Below are 15,049 nucleotides of genomic sequence, written 5' to 3'. Positions count from 1 at the left end.
TCGTTCGTCCTGGATAGCTTCCGTTTTGTAAATGATCTTAGCGTGTTTTAATCCTTCTGCAACCGTCATAGAATCGAGATTACATCTACAATCAGATGTCTTGAAACTACCCTTCTAGCCTTTTTCGCATAATAAAAACCTCCAAAATTTTTCATTTTGGAGGCACGCGGTCTCTTTGTCTCTTTGATTCAGTAGGACGGAAACCTTACGAAAATACGTTGTCCGTTTTTCGGTAGTTCCCGTCCGTTGAACGACTTCTAAACCCTTGTTGCTCTAGGCTTACGCGCTCGGAGGGACTCGAACCCCCGACGGACGTGGTACCGGAAACCACCGCTCTATCCAACTGAGCTACGAGCGCATTTTTCAAATGTCACGAATTATATTATAATCGAACCGAACAGTATATGCAAGAATAAATTTTGCTTATTATCCATCGTGTCAAAATTGTTTTGAAAAATTCATTTTTCATCGTTGTTTGAAAAATAAAAAATGAGGGTATGATGGTACATGTATTGATCTTATAAATAATTATATATAAAAGTTTTTTGTTTGACCTTTATTGACCTTTTATGTATGATGGAATAGAAATGACTTTAACTTTGATGCGAGGGAGGAAACATAATGAATTTAATACCGACTGTTATTGAACAGACAAACCGTGGTGAACGTGCTTACGATATTTATTCAAGATTGTTAAAAGACCGCATTATTATCCTTGGTACGCCAATTGATGATCATGTTGCAAACTCCATCGTTGCTCAGCTTCTTTTCTTGGCAGCGGAGGATCCTGAAAAAGATATTTCCCTTTACATTAACAGCCCGGGCGGATCAATTACTGCTGGCATGGCGATTTATGATACGATGCAATTTATTAAACCTGATGTATCCACGATGTGTATAGGAATGGCTGCTTCCATGGGAGCATTCTTATTGGCGGCAGGTGCAAAAGGAAAACGTTTTGCCCTTCCGAATAGTGAAGTAATGATCCATCAACCGTTAGGAGGCGCGCAAGGTCAGGCAACTGACATTGATATTGCAGCTAGACGAATTCTCTCTTTAAGAGATAAATTGAACAGAATTTTATCTGAAAACACTGGCCAGCCTCTTGAAGTAATTGAACGTGATACGGACCGCGACAATTTTATGTCAGCTGAACGTGCAAAAGAATATGGGTTGATTGACAAAGTTTTAACAAAATAAAAGCTGCCTCAAATAGGAAGACAAAAAAATTTAAACATATCAAGCAGACAGTATAAAAATAAACCGCTGCTTCATACCTTCACGCATTTGAATGAGGAGCAAATGTCAAGAATGATCTTGACAGCAGCTCCTCATTTAACTTTTTGACCGGAATCGTCAGGCCGTTAACTGCCGATATTGCTTTAATCTAAGCCCAAAATGCGGATCGAGCCGGATGAAGGATTAAATATGCTTTCGGAGAGCCTGTGTAAACCGTATTTTGCTGAAGTTTTTTCTGGACACCTGCTGGCAAAAACAAGTGTTATACTCGATTTTTTCATGTTATAAAGGGCTAGAATCTCTCTTTATCCATTCAGCTGTAAGTCATTCGAACCATATCAAAGCACGTTTGTTTTTTCTTGAATGTTGATCGCAGATTTATGAAAAAATAGTACTTACACCAAATATATTGCTCGGATTCGCCCCGCTCTTTCGCAATGCTTTGAATCCAAAAGTTCCAGTTAAGAACCTTCACGAAGCTCTCTCCCAACATAAGATTTATCACAACTTTTCTATTAACGCACCCGAAGCCATTTCGTCTTCATATCAGTTTTAGCAAAAATAAAGCCCTCTTGTGGCTGACAGCGGTTGTTTCCTGCTTTCTCCCACAAGAGAGGCAATATCCATCCATTGATGAATTTTGTGGCAATTTTTTTGTTTGTTCACATTAATTTTCATTTTGAATGTAGTTGATAAGCGCTTCTAATGCTTCTTCCTCATCGTTTCCTTCTGCGATCAATGTGATCTCAGAGCCGCTGTTAATAGCTAAGCTCATCAACCCCATGATGCTTTTGGCGTTTACTTTCTTCCCGTCTTTTTCGATAAAAATGTCAGATGAAAACCTGTTGGCTTCCTGAACAAACAATGCAGCCGGTCGTGCCTGCAAACCGGTTTTTAACCGAACTTCCACTTTTTTCTCAACCATATTATAATCCCTCTCTTCTTAAAAATTTATTTAAATGAAATCGTTTTGCCAGCCCGCAATTTTTCAGCGATTTCATCGATTTTTCTTAATCGGTGGTTGATTCCCGATTTGCTGATTTTCCCGCTGGACACCATTTCACCTAGTTCCTTCAATGTCACATCTTGATACATAACCCGTAATTCTGCAATTTCCCTCAGCTTTTCAGGTAAGGCGCTTAATCCGATCTTTTCATCAATGAATTTTATATTTTCTACCTGCCGTAAAGCAGCTCCAATGGTTTTATTTAAATTTGCTGTTTCGCAATTGACAAGGCGGTTCACTGAATTTCTCATATCACGAACGATTCGGACATCTTCAAAACGCAGTAGAGCTTGATGGGCACCGATCAATGTCAAAAATTCCCCAATTTTTTCAGCTTCCTTTAAGTATGTAATATATCCTTTTTTCCGTTCCAGTGTTTTTGCATTTAAATAAAACGTATTCATCAAGCTGCATAGCGAATCGTTATGTTCCTTATATAACGACGAGATTTCCAAATGGTATGAAGAAGTTTCCGGGTTGTTGACAGATCCGCCCGCTAAAAACGCACCGCGCATATACGACCGCTTGCAGCACTTTTTTTTCACAAGGTCTAAAGAGATTTGATGGTTATACATAAAATCCTTGCCTAAAATTCGCAAATCCTCCAAAATCTCTTTTACTTGTTCATTCATTCTAACAATATAGACGTTATTCTTTTTTAATCGCATCTTTTTTCGTACAAGCAGCTTGATCGGAACGTCATATTTTTTTTTGATCAGCATGTAAATGCGTCTTGCAATCGCTGCGTTTTCAGTCTGCACATCCAAAAGCAATTCCCGGTTGGAAAATGACACAGTTCCGTTCATTCGGATGAGCGCGGACAACTCTGCTTTTAAACAACATTGTTTTACTTCCAGTGTTGTCAATTCTTTTTTCGTCTCTGAAGCAAACGACATGTTTCCATTACCGCCCTTTCCGATTACGTTTCTTCCAGAAGCAAATTTTTTAAGATGTTTGCCACTTTATTCGTATCATGTCGAATAACATGTTGATCGAAGGAGACCATGTTGTCCTGCACTACTCGAAGTCCCATATCTTTTAGCGCCTCTGCATCGACTTGGACAGGAAAAGCTGATTCTTTCGCGTAGCGTTTTTGTATGTATTCGGGAATAGATCCGTTGTTCACGAGGATCACATCAATAAACGGACAGTTTAAATGATCGTAAAGAGCCTTCACATGATCGCTCGCTGTATAGTTTAGCGTCTCCCCTGGCTGAGTCATGACATTGCATATATATATTTTTTTGGCCGAGGACTTGCAAACCTCCTCGCCAATTTTCGGAACGAGCAAATTCGGTAAAATGCTTGTATAAAGACTTCCAGGCCCTAAAATGATCATATGTGCCTGTCTGATGACATCGATCGTTTCTTGAAGAGGTTTTACATTTTTCGGGGTTAAAAACACCTTTTTAATTTTTTTTCCTGAAAAAGGGATTTTCGATTCCCCTTTCACAACAGATCCATCTTCCATCTCCGCATTTAATACAACGCTCTGGTTCGCTGCAGGCAAAACAGTACCGCGAACATTTAATACTTTACTCATTTCCCGAATGGCGTGCATAAAGTCACCGGTGATATTGGTCATCGCTGCAAGTATTAAATTGCCGAGAGAATGGCCAATCAAATCGTTCCCTTTTTTAAAACGATGCTGGAAAAGTTCCTCGATTAGCGGTTCCACATCGGAAAGAGCAGCTAACACGTTGCGAATGTCGCCCGGCGGGGGAATGTTCAGTTCATCACGAAGTCTACCGGAGCTGCCGCCATCATCTGCAACTGTTACAATGGCCGTGATATCAAAAGGGAGCAGCTTTAAGCCTCGAAGCAGAACAGATAATCCGGTTCCTCCTCCAATAATGACGATTTTCTTTTTATCCATAGTTATCGATAGTTTCTCCTTTCAATATCACGATGGGATACATGCACTTTGTAGTTTTTGCGGAAAAAATCCCCTAAATATTCAGCCAGAGTCACCGAGCGATGCTGTCCGCCAGTGCAACCGATTGCAATGACCACTTGACTTTTTCCTTCTCTTTGAAAATGAGGGATCATAAATGAGAGTAAATCTGTCAGCTTCTCTAAAAATTTAGATGTCTCTGTCCATTTTAAAACATATGATGAAACTTCTTCGTCAAGCCCCGTCTTAGGGCGCATATGATCAATATAATACGGGTTGGGCAAAAATCTCACGTCAAACACTAAGTCCGCGTCGATCGGCAAACCATATTTAAATCCAAATGATAAAACGTTCAACGTAAAGGTTTGATCGCCATTTTCTGCGAACTGTTTTAAAATTTTTTCTCTTAATTCTCTTGGCTTTAAGTTGGATGTATCATATACAATTTGCGCACGTCCCTTTAATTCCTCCAGCATTTCCCGTTCAAGGCGGATCCCCTCAAGCGGAAGACCTTTTGGAGCTAATGGATGGGTTCTTCTCGTCTCTTTATACCGGTTAACTAATACTTGATCATGTGCATCAAGAAACAAAATTTGCGGTGCGATCCACGGGATATCATTGATTTCTTCAATTGCCTGATGGAAAGATTCAAAAAATTCCCTTCCCCTCAAATCCATAACTACAGCTACTTTGTTCATTTTCGTTCTCGATTCTTTCATAAGCTCTAAAAACTTGGACAAAAGAGTAGGTGGAAGATTATCGACGCAAAAATATCCAAGATCTTCAAAGCTTTGAATCGCAACCGTCTTACCTGCCCCGGACATCCCCGTAATAATAACCATCTTAATATTTGAAGTTTCACTCATCATTCAAAGCCCCCCGTTTTTTCAAAAGAAAAATATTCAGTAACAGATGTTGAATAGGAAATATCGGGATTTATTTTTTTGATCTGATAGCTTTTTGATCAAGGATGAGAAGAGTCAAATCATAAATTTATTTAGCGGAAATTTTGAAACTGGCATGTATATCCTCTTCTCTGAACCTTGGCTTCGATTTTCTTGCAGCTGAAGTTTTCTTTATTGTGGATCGAGCCGATAAGACAAAAGCTCATAATCAGGTGTATAGATGAATGTTCCATACATGATTCCTGACCCTTTAATCATATATTCAATAATGTGGTAGTCGCCCGCAGCCATCGGCAACTGTTTAATTTCATCAATCGAGTGCCATTTCAGCTTTCCTTCCTCAGTTTCCAAAACATTTTCCCCGTTAAATTGTGTTGCGAAAAATGTAAACATCATCCATTCTTGAACAACCTTATCTCCATCTTTGACAATGATCGTGAAAATCCCTTTAATTTTTGGATTTATTAAATAAATTCCAGTTTCTTCTCTAAATTCTCTTACAACAGATTCTTTTATCGATTCCCCTTGCTCCATTTTCCCTCCAGGGGCTACCCACCAATTCCGGCGCGGTTTTTGAAGCAAGAGCAGCTGACCTTCATGAACAAGAACACAATTTGTAACCCTTTGCAAAGCAAGTTCACCCCTAGGTTGCGGTACATAAAAAATATTTATTCCTTTTATTATACAATTAAATGCTATAGTGTCTCAATGCGCATGCTTTCCTACTTTATCATACGTTTTTTCTCTTTTAAAGGTTTCAAAAGAAAAGGTGCAACAAAAAAAGGAGCATGGGAAGGGTTGCCCATGCTCAAAAGTATATATTATAAAAGGGGGTCAATTACTACTTTTATAGTAACTGAATTTTATTTCATTGATGTTACAGCACAATTAAATCATAGTTACGATTTTGTTAACAATTTTAGGCATTTTTTAATTTCTCTTTTAATTCTTCAATATAATGTTGAGCACTTTGGGCAGCAATGCTTCCGTCGCCAGTTGCAGTTACAATTTGCCGCAAAGATTTTTCCCGAATATCTCCTGCCGCAAAGATGCCGGGAATTTTCGTTTCCATGTTTTCATTTGTTTCAATATATCCTGCTTCATTCGTAATTCCGAGATTTTCAAAAGGTTTGGACAGCGGCACCATGCCAATGTATACAAATACACCGTCTATCTCTTTTTCTGTTTCTTCATTTGTTATCGTATTTACAAGCGTGACTTTGCCAACCTTCCCGTCGACTTCATGAATTTCTTTTACTGTATGATTCCAAATAAAATCAATCTTTTCATTATCAAAGGCGCGCTGCTGCAATATTTTTTGGGCGCGCAATTGATCGCGGCGATGAACGATTGTCACACTGTTCGCAAAGCGGGTTAAATAAACTCCTTCCTCGACAGCAGAGTCTCCGCCGCCGACAACAATCAAATCTTTTCCTTTAAAGAATGCTCCGTCGCATACAGCACAATAAGAGACGCCTCGTCCGCCCAGTTCTTTCTCTCCAGGCACGCCGAGCTTTTTATATTCGGCCCCTGTAGCGATAATCACTGCTCTCGCTTTATATTCTTTGTTGCCTGTTTTGACGATTTTATATTCGCCTTCATCGACAATTTCCTTCACATCTCCATATTCGTATTCAGCACCAAATTTTTTAGCATGTTCAAACATTTTATTTGATAGCTCTGGCCCTAAAATATGATCAAATCCAGGATAGTTTTCAACATCTTCCGTATTGGCCATTTGTCCTCCAGGCACGCCTCTTTCTATCATTAAAGTAGAAAGGTTGGCGCGGGATGTGTAAACAGCAGCTGTCAATCCTGCAGGTCCTGCTCCGGCAATGATACAATCATAAATTTTTTCTTCAGACACGAGACTCACTCCTCATCATATGATCCAATAAATAATACAAAATTATTATTCCCTACAACATATCCTATATAAAATAAATGTCTCGTGCTATTTATTTGCTCACATTTTCAATTTTTTTGCGACGCGCACGTATTTAGACAGCGTAGCTTTGCTGATGTTAAAGTGATTTGCCGCACCATCTTGTGTGATGTTTTTTCCTATCTGTTTCATCCATAAATAATAGACAGCTGCTGACCATGCGTTGACATTGCGAAATTTTATGTCGAACTTGAAGGCATTTTTGAAAAGCCGAAACCAAAATAAAACCAATTCTTTTCCTTCTGACGTTTTGTCCATTAAACTATCGGCCACATGGAAAGCGAAATGAACAGCATGAAAACCTGTCGGCCTTTTGCCATTTAAAACGCTTAAAGCATATTGAACAGCTTCTCTTTCAAGACGAGTTTCAAACTCCTGTTCATTTACTAAATACGCTCGTTCATCCATTTTCATTGCGAAATAGATAGAAAGCAGTCGCTCCGGGACTTGATTTTCCATTTCGTTTAGCCCTTTCATATTCCACGGTTCAGAGCCTTCCTTCCGCGGATTTAAATACAGAACCTTCTTCCATATTTTTTTAGCAAAGTCATAGTGTCCTATAAAATAAGAAGAGTATGCGAGCCAATAATAAAACGTGTCATCCCCCTCAAATCCCTTTCGATACAAGGCATGGAGTCTCTTGAATGCATGAGGATAAAAGCCGATGAGTGCAAACGTCGCCCCCAGTTTATATTGGTGCTCTGAAACAAGCGGATAAACTCTTTTTAGTTTTTCAACTAGCATGCTTATGCTCGTTTCATCACCTTCATAATAAAAAAATACAAGCAAATTGCATAAAGCATGCAAATTCCCTGGATTTTTCCGGAGCACGAGGGAAATCATGTCCTTCGCTTTTTCCACTTCCCCAAGGTAAAAATAGGCAAGCGCCAAATTGTTATAAGCGGACCAAAACTCTGGGTAATCAGTTATAATCTCTTTTAAAATGGAAATAGATTCTTGAAACTGTCCATTTTCAAGCAAAGAGCGCGCTTTTTCTTGCTTCACGATTAGATCATCCGAATGCTCAGCCTCTTCTTCCATTTCGATCATTTCAAGAAGATCGCTGTTTTCTACGGAAAATATGCCTTGCGGCGCCTTTTCCTTATATATCATTGCATGTTTATAAGCTTCGTGAAACAAGCCGAGATGAGCATAATTATTTGCAAGAAAATAATAGCATTCTACCGAATGAGGGTGAATATGTTCAATAATATATGTTAATAGTTCGTTTGATTTTTGAAACTTTCCTAATTCGGTATAAATGCTGGCCAGCCTGCAAATCATTTCTTCGTTATACGGATCCAGATCTACTGCCCGCTTGACGAATTTTGAAGCCGACTGCAAATCGCCTTTTTGATAAGCCTTTAATCCCCAGCGATAAAACGTTGCACTGTCTTGGAAAAACGAAACAATTTTTGAATCTTCGTCTTTTTTTACTTTACGGTTTCCCACTCAAACCCTCCATTTCACTTTATTTGCCGAGGGATAGTATACCATATCTTATAAATAGGAAAAACCTATTTTTACTCGCGATTATTTTTCATGTCTTTCTTTTAAAACTTTCAATACTTCATCGAGCGGAAGCTTTTGCTCGCGCAGCAGAACAAGCAAATGAAATAATAAATCCGCGGCTTCCCATTTCAGCTCATCATGGCTGCGGTTTTTTGCTGCAATAATGACCTCTGAAGCTTCTTCTCCAACCTTTTTTAAAATTTTGTCCAAGCCTTTTTCAAACAAATAGGTAGTATAAGAGTCTTCCGGACGCTCAGCTTCACGCTCAGCAATGACGGCCTCCAGCTTGTTAATAATATCAAAACGGCTACCGTCCACCTGGCCGCCACTTTCTTTTGAAAAACAGCTGTATTGTCCTGTATGGCAGGCCGGACCATTCGGGATTACCAGCACGACAAGCGCGTCCTTGTCACAGTCATAGCGTATCTCTTGAACAGTTTGTGTATTGCCGGACGTTTCTCCTTTATGCCAAAGTTTTTGGCGCGAACGGCTGTAAAACCATGTTTCTTTCGTTTCCAACGTTTTTTTTAGCGACTCTTCGTTCATATAAGCTACTGTTAACACTTCTTTGCTAACAGCATCTTGAACAACCGCTGGAATAAGTCCATTTTCATCGAATTTGAGTTCTGCTATGTTCACCGTATATTCACCCCTTCTTTTTGCAAAAATCTTTTTACTTCTTTGACTGATGTTTCTTTGTAATGGAAAATGGAAGCTGCCAGCGCTGCATCCGCTCGGGCATCGCGAAAAACTTCAAGAAAATGCTCAGCATTACCGGCGCCGCCGGATGCAATGACTGGGACGGGAACTGCCTCGCTTACTTTTTTGGTTAAGTCAATGTCAAAGCCGGATTTTTCTCCGTCCTGATCCATGCTAGTCAGCAAAATCTCGCCAGCACCTCTTTTTACAGCTTCCTTTGCCCACGCCACGACTTCCCATTCGGTCGCTTTTCGTCCCCCGTGCGTATAGACGCGGTGGCTTCCGAGCTGCGGATCGTATTTTGCGTCAATCGCTACCACAATGCACTGGCTGCCAAAGTAATCAGCTCCCTCCATAATCAGCGAAGGGTTTAATACAGCAGAAGTGTTAATGGAAACTTTATCCGCACCAGCACGCAAAATTTTTTTCATATCTTCCAAAGAGTTGATTCCGCCTCCGACCGTAAAGGGAATGGCTAATGTTGCTGCTACTCGTTCGACAACATCAATCATCGTTTTTCTGCCTTCATGAGATGCGGAAATATCTAAGAAGACAAGCTCATCTGCTCCTTCTTCATCATAAAATTTCGCTAGCTCCACCGGATCGCCCGCATCTTTCAACTGGACAAATTGCACGCCTTTGACGACACGTCCGTCCTTAACATCTAGACAAGGAATGATGCGTTTCGTAATCATAGCCCATTCACCTCATGGATAGCATCGCGGAGGCTGAATTTTTTCGTATAAAGCGCTTTTCCGACAATAGCGCCTTTCACTCCATCCTGTTCATATTGCTTTAACTTTTTCAAATCATCAATGGAGCTTACCCCTCCGGAAGCGATGACTGTTTTTCCAGTTGCTTTTGCCATTTCCACAATCGCCTTGACATTTGGTCCCGAGAGCATTCCATCTGTCGCAATATCAGTAAAAATAAATGTTTCTGCACCGCTTTTCGCCAGTTCTTTTCCAAGATCAACCGCTTTAACTTCGGACGTATTCAGCCAGCCTTCTGTTGATACATAGCCATTTTTCGCATCGATACCGATTGCGATTCGGCCGCCGTATTCAGCCAGCATTTTTTCAACAAATGACCTGTTTGAAACGGCAGAACTGCCTAAAATAACCCTGGAAATACCGTTTTCCAAATATTCGTATACATCTTTTTCTGTGCGAATGCCGCCGCCAACTTGTACCTTTACTTTTAGCTCTTTTGCCACTTTCAAAACATGTTGATGGTTCACGCGGACTCCTTCTTTTGCCCCATCCAAATCTACCATATGAATCCAGTCAGCACCTTCCTTTACAAACGACTCGGCGACAGCAAACGGTGAATCTCCGTAAACCGTTTCTTTATTGTAATCGCCTTGAAGCAGCCGGACGCATTTCCCTCCGCGCAAATCAATGGCGGGAAAAATAGTAAAACTCATCATTAGCTCACATCCTTGATACAAAAGTTAAATAGTTTTTCAAAATGGCTAGTCCCAGCTTGCCGCTTTTTTCCGGATGAAATTGGCAGCCGAATACATTTCCATTTCCTACAATAGCCGGAACCGTCACACCGTATGAAGCGCTGGCGACCACAACGTCCGGATCGTTTACGACCGCATAATAAGAATGGACAAAGTATACGTAATCTTCTTGAAGACCAGTTATAAGAGGATGATCTCGTTGAAAAGTCAGCTTATTCCATCCCATATGCGGGACTTTTACATTTTCTCCTGGAATTCTTTTTACTTGGCCGTTTAAAAAGCCGAGTCCTTCAGTCCAGCCGTGTTCTTCGCTTTCGTTGAACAAAAGCTGCATGCCAAGACAAATACCTAATAAAGCCTTTCCCTTTTGCACTTCGTCCTTCAAAAATTTATCTGTTTTTGTTTCCGTTAAAATAGCCATCGCGTCTTTGAATGCGCCTACTCCTGGCAGTATATAAGCTGTTGCCTTTTCAAGCTCGTTTAAATCACTTGATACAAAATATTCCGCATTCATGCGTTCCAAGGCTTTCGAGACGCTGTATAAATTCCCCATGCCATAGTCGATCACGCCAATCATTTTTACAACATCCCCTTCGTTGATGGAACCCCTTTGACTCTGGGGTCGATCATAGTCGCTTCATCAAGAGCTCTCCCCAACGCTTTAAATACAGCTTCAATCATATGATGGGTATTCATTCCATAGTGAATGATTACATGCAGGTTCATCCGGGCTTCAAGCGCCAGCTTCCATAAAAATTCATGAACAAGCTCCGTATCAAATGTTCCTACTTTTCCCTTCGGCAATTCTCCACGCATTTCAAAATGCGGTCGGTTGCTTAAATCAATAACAACCTGCGCTAAAGAGTCATCCATTGGGACAAAGGCATGACCGTACCGTTTAATTCCTTTTTTATCACCTAGAGCTTGTTGAATCGCCTGTCCCAAACAAATGCCAATATCCTCTGTCGTATGATGATCATCAATATCAATGTCGCCTTCTGCCTCAATCTTTAAATCAAAATGGCCATGCCTTGTGAACAGATCAAGCATATGAGTTAAAAAAGGAACTCCAGTTTTTAGATCTGCACGGCCTTCACCATCTATTGAAAATGACAGCTGAATATTCGTTTCGTTCGTTTTTCGAGATATTGTGGCGGTTCTATTCATTTCGATCACTTCCTCTTTTTTCTAGTCGAGCTTCAATTGCTCTTGCATGCGCCTCTAATCCTTCATATCTTGCAAACTTTGCAATTTTTGAAGCATATGCACGGAATGCTTCTTCACTGTATGAAATGATGCTGGACTTTTTCATAAAGTCATCCACGTTAAGCGGGCTGGAAAAACGCGCTGTTCCGTTTGTCGGCAAAACGTGATTGGGACCTGCGAAATAATCGCCTACAGGTTCACTGCTATATCTCCCTAAAAAGATGGCTCCTGCATGTTTAATTTTTGGCAGAACACCCGTCGGGTTTTCCGTTAATACCTCCAAATGCTCAGGTGCCAATTGGTTGACTATCCCAACCGCTTCCTCGATTGAATCCGTTACATAAATAGCACCGAACTGTTCGATCGAAGCAGCGGCGATATCTTTTCGCGGCAAATCGGCCAATTGTGCCGCAACTTCCTTTTGAACTTCCTTTGCTAATTTTATAGAAGGTGTAACAAGGATGCTGGTTGCCAGCCTGTCATGCTCTGCTTGCGACAATAAATCGGCCGCAACTTCATGCGGAACAGCCGTATCATCAGCTAAGACGACAATTTCACTTGGCCCGGCGATCATATCGATATCAACTGTTCCAAACACCTCCCGCTTTGCAAGAGCAACGAATATATTGCCAGGACCGACAATTTTGTCGACCGGTTCAATTGTTTCTGTACCGTAAGCTAGAGCGGCAATTGCTTGGGCGCCGCCAGCTTTATATATTTCCGATACGCCAGCTTCATTGGCTGCCACCAGCACTTCCGCCGGCAGGCTCCCATTTTGATCTGGAGGGGAAACGAGCACGATTCTGCCTACACCAGCCACTTTAGCCGGCATGATATTCATTAAAACAGAAGAAGGATAGGCAGCTGTGCCCCCGGGAACATAAACGCCGACAGCATCTAGCGGCGTTAATTTCTGACCGAGCATTGTTCCTTTTTCATCGAAATAAAACCATGATTCTTTCTTTTGTTTTTCATGAAAATGAAAGATATTTTCTGCTGCTTCTTGAACAATGTCAATGAATTCTTTATCTACCGCTTCGTACGCTCGACTAATTTCTTCTTTTGATACGCGCAAAGATTGAAGATCTACCCCATCAAAACGTTTCGTATATTCGTATAGCGCCTGATCGCCTTCCTTTTTGACTCGTTCAATAATTTCCTTCACAATTTTGCGCTGCTCCTCTGTTCCAGCGTCAATCGATCTTTTCAAGGAAAGCTTTTGATCCTTAGTGATGTGAATAATTTTCAATCCGAATCCTCCTTTCCTTCTTCCACTGTTTTGGCAAGCCGCTCCACAAGCATGTCGATCGGCTTGTCCTTCATCCGATAGCTGACGGGATTGACAATGAGTCTTGAAGTGATATCAGCAATATGTTCAAATTCTACTAATCCGTTTTCTTTTAACGTTCTTCCCGTCGAAACAATATCGACAATTCTGTCAGCCAGTCCAATCAATGGCGCCAGCTCGATCGATCCATTCAAATGAATGATTTCGACCTGCTCCCCTTGCTCTCGAAAATATTTAGAAGCCACATTTGGATATTTTGTCGCCACCTTTGGAGCGATGTCATTCATTTTCGTATCAGGCAGTCCGGCGACAGCCAGATGACATTTGCTAATTTTCAAATCAAGCACTTCAAAAACATCCCGCTCTTCTTCCATCATGACATCCTTTCCGGCGATCCCAACATCTGCAACACCATGCTCTACATATGTTCCGACATCCATCGGCTTCGCTAAAATAAAGCGAATATTTTCTTCCGGCACGGTCAAAATTAGTTTTCTTGATTCATCAAATTCGTCTGGAAGCTTGTAGCCTGATTTTCTTAATAGTTCGACAGCTTCTGAAAAAATTCGCCCTTTCGGCATCGCAATCGTTAACATGCTCATCACTCTCTCACCTTTCCTGATTTTCCGAGGAAATAATAAATATCTGTAAATTGACCTGTAAACCTGTCGATTTGATCGATACCGGAAATATCTTGCATGACAACCTGTTTTCCTTCTTTTCGTAGCTTATTGGCATATCGAAAAGCTTCTTGCCGATTCTCTCTGCTGAATATGATGCAATAGCGATCTTTGTTCAAATTTAAATTCCCCAGAGCTTCCAGCAAATTATCTAACCGTATGCCAAAGCCTGTCGCCGGGGCAGGACGTTCAAATTTTTCTAAAAGATGGTCATAGCGCCCGCCGTTTCCGATCGGAAGTCCAACACCGTTCGCATATAATTCAAAAATCACGCTTGTGTAATAACTCATGTGGCTGACGATATTCAGTTCCAATTTGATATATTGATCCACTTCATAAGCTCTTAATTGGATAAGGAGCTGTTTTAAATCTTCCAGCGCTTTCTTCCCGCTGTCACAAGCAACAAGGCTTGAAGCTTCATCAGCCTTCTCAATTCCTCCTTTTAAATCAATGACTCTTAAAAGGCGTTCTTTGTCAATGGTAGAGAGAGATAATCTTTTCACATGCTCGCGGTATCCGACAAAGTTCTTTTCATATAAATAGCGGCGCAGCTTCTCCGCCCGTTCTTCCTTCCCTAAAATTTCTCCGAACAAAGCATTGATAAATCCGATATGCCCAATGGAAATTTTAAAATCTTTAAGGCCAGTATTTTTTAAGGCATATATCATTAGAGCGATCGCTTCCGCATCAGCGCTAATCGTTCCATCGCCAATCAGCTCAATGCCAATTTGTTCAAATTCTGCCGGTCTGCCGCCTTCATGCTGCTGTGCACGAAACACATTTGCAGAATAAGCGAGCCTTAACGGCAAGCTTTCTTTCATCAGCTTGGAAGCCGCAATTCGTGCAATGGGAGCTGTCATATCTGGTCTTAAAACGAGCGTATGCCCCTGCCTGTCAAGAAGTTTAAATAATTGCTGCTCTTGTATCGCCGACTGAACTCCTACTGTTTCATAAAATTCCAACGTTGGAGTCTCCAAAAATTGATAACCCCAGCTTTCAATCACATTCATCAATTTTTTACGAACGCTTTCTTTTATGACATATAAGCCCGGCAATGTATCCCGCATTCCCAAGGGCTTTTCAAACATAAACACTCATTGACACCTCCATGGCGCATTCACTTTAATTCGCTAATATGTTACCATACTACCAAAATAAAGATTTATAATCAATAAGTTTTTGATGTAAACTTCTTTCACAAAGCGCC

At 40.8% G+C, this 15,049-nt stretch carries 16 protein-coding genes and 1 tRNA gene; 1 reads left to right on the top strand and 16 read right to left on the bottom strand.

Annotation, left to right across the window (positions count from 1 at the left end; all coding sequences use genetic code 11):
- Nucleotides 1–282: 282 nt before the first annotated feature.
- A tRNA-Arg gene (locus NSS70_RS04230) sits at nt 283–358 on the bottom strand.
- A gap of 263 nt (nt 359–621) precedes the next feature.
- On the opposite strand from NSS70_RS04230, the gene clpP reads away from it, so the two are divergent.
- Complete coding sequence (gene clpP, locus NSS70_RS04225; RefSeq protein WP_063389160.1) at nt 622–1,200, top strand: ATP-dependent Clp endopeptidase proteolytic subunit ClpP; 579 nt, start codon at nt 622–624, stop codon at nt 1,198–1,200.
- A gap of 706 nt (nt 1,201–1,906) precedes the next feature.
- Here clpP and NSS70_RS04220 read toward each other — a convergent pair.
- The 15 genes from NSS70_RS04220 to NSS70_RS04150 form a co-directional block, all read right to left on the bottom strand.
- Nucleotides 1,907–2,164: an HPr family phosphocarrier protein gene (locus tag NSS70_RS04220; protein ID WP_063389161.1), complete on the bottom strand. Its 258-nt coding sequence runs from the start codon at nt 2,162–2,164 to the stop codon at nt 1,907–1,909.
- Nucleotides 2,165–2,190: 26 nt separating this feature from the next.
- Nucleotides 2,191–3,141 (bottom strand): DNA-binding protein WhiA, encoded by a 951-nt coding sequence (whiA, locus tag NSS70_RS04215; protein ID WP_063389162.1) that lies wholly within the window; start codon nt 3,139–3,141, stop codon nt 2,191–2,193.
- Between the two features lie 23 nt (nt 3,142–3,164).
- Nucleotides 3,165–4,121: a gluconeogenesis factor YvcK family protein gene (locus NSS70_RS04210; RefSeq protein ID WP_339194370.1), complete on the bottom strand. Its 957-nt coding sequence runs from the start codon at nt 4,119–4,121 to the stop codon at nt 3,165–3,167.
- 2 nt (nt 4,122–4,123) lie between these two features.
- Nucleotides 4,124–5,008 (bottom strand): RNase adapter RapZ, encoded by an 885-nt coding sequence (gene rapZ, locus NSS70_RS04205; protein ID WP_186439301.1) that lies wholly within the window; start codon nt 5,006–5,008, stop codon nt 4,124–4,126.
- A 207-nt stretch (nt 5,009–5,215) separates the two neighbouring features.
- Entirely contained in the window at nt 5,216–5,674 is a 459-nt protein-coding gene (locus NSS70_RS04200; RefSeq protein WP_063389164.1) for an 8-oxo-dGTP diphosphatase, read from the bottom strand.
- Nucleotides 5,675–5,963: 289 nt separating this feature from the next.
- Nucleotides 5,964–6,911 carry a thioredoxin-disulfide reductase gene (gene trxB / locus NSS70_RS04195; protein WP_063389165.1) on the bottom strand — a complete coding sequence of 316 codons (948 nt, stop codon included), beginning with the start codon at nt 6,909–6,911 and terminating at the stop codon, nt 5,964–5,966.
- A 99-nt stretch (nt 6,912–7,010) separates the two neighbouring features.
- Nucleotides 7,011–8,441 carry a tetratricopeptide repeat protein gene (locus NSS70_RS04190; protein WP_339194367.1) on the bottom strand — a complete coding sequence of 477 codons (1,431 nt, stop codon included), beginning with the start codon at nt 8,439–8,441 and terminating at the stop codon, nt 7,011–7,013.
- An 81-nt stretch (nt 8,442–8,522) separates the two neighbouring features.
- Entirely contained in the window at nt 8,523–9,140 is a 618-nt protein-coding gene (gene hisIE, locus NSS70_RS04185) for a bifunctional phosphoribosyl-AMP cyclohydrolase/phosphoribosyl-ATP diphosphatase HisIE (protein WP_339194365.1), read from the bottom strand.
- Nucleotides 9,137–9,895 (bottom strand): imidazole glycerol phosphate synthase subunit HisF, encoded by a 759-nt coding sequence (hisF, locus tag NSS70_RS04180; protein WP_063389168.1) that lies wholly within the window; start codon nt 9,893–9,895, stop codon nt 9,137–9,139. The genes hisIE and hisF overlap by 4 nt, the downstream gene beginning before the upstream one ends.
- Nucleotides 9,892–10,629: a 1-(5-phosphoribosyl)-5-[(5-phosphoribosylamino)methylideneamino]imidazole-4-carboxamide isomerase gene (hisA, locus tag NSS70_RS04175; RefSeq protein ID WP_066249069.1), complete on the bottom strand. Its 738-nt coding sequence runs from the start codon at nt 10,627–10,629 to the stop codon at nt 9,892–9,894. Before hisA ends, hisF begins: the two co-directional genes overlap by 4 nt.
- A 4-nt stretch (nt 10,630–10,633) precedes the next feature.
- The gene (hisH, locus tag NSS70_RS04170; RefSeq protein ID WP_327873131.1) at nt 10,634–11,245 is read right to left on the bottom strand and encodes an imidazole glycerol phosphate synthase subunit HisH; all 612 of its coding nucleotides are present in this window, start codon (nt 11,243–11,245) and stop codon (nt 10,634–10,636) included.
- Between the two features lie 2 nt (nt 11,246–11,247).
- On the bottom strand, nt 11,248–11,835 hold the full coding sequence (gene hisB / locus NSS70_RS04165; protein WP_063389171.1) for an imidazoleglycerol-phosphate dehydratase HisB: 588 nt from the start codon (nt 11,833–11,835) through the stop codon (nt 11,248–11,250).
- Nucleotides 11,828–13,123, bottom strand: a complete 1,296-nt coding sequence (gene hisD, locus NSS70_RS04160) for a histidinol dehydrogenase (RefSeq protein ID WP_327873130.1) — start codon at nt 13,121–13,123, stop codon at nt 11,828–11,830. Before hisD ends, hisB begins: the two co-directional genes overlap by 8 nt.
- Nucleotides 13,120–13,758 carry an ATP phosphoribosyltransferase gene (gene hisG / locus NSS70_RS04155; RefSeq protein ID WP_063389289.1) on the bottom strand — a complete coding sequence of 213 codons (639 nt, stop codon included), beginning with the start codon at nt 13,756–13,758 and terminating at the stop codon, nt 13,120–13,122. The genes hisD and hisG overlap by 4 nt, the downstream gene beginning before the upstream one ends.
- A 5-nt stretch (nt 13,759–13,763) precedes the next feature.
- Complete coding sequence (locus NSS70_RS04150) at nt 13,764–14,936, bottom strand: ATP phosphoribosyltransferase regulatory subunit (protein ID WP_340880980.1); 1,173 nt, start codon at nt 14,934–14,936, stop codon at nt 13,764–13,766.
- Nucleotides 14,937–15,049: the final 113 nt, after the last annotated feature.

This window comes from Aeribacillus sp. FSL K6-2848, from assembly GCF_038004325.1.
Classification (GTDB): domain Bacteria; phylum Bacillota; class Bacilli; order Bacillales; family Aeribacillaceae; genus Aeribacillus; species Aeribacillus composti.
Note: the sequence above shows the minus strand (reverse complement) of the source record. Positions and strands in the feature narration are given on the sequence as shown.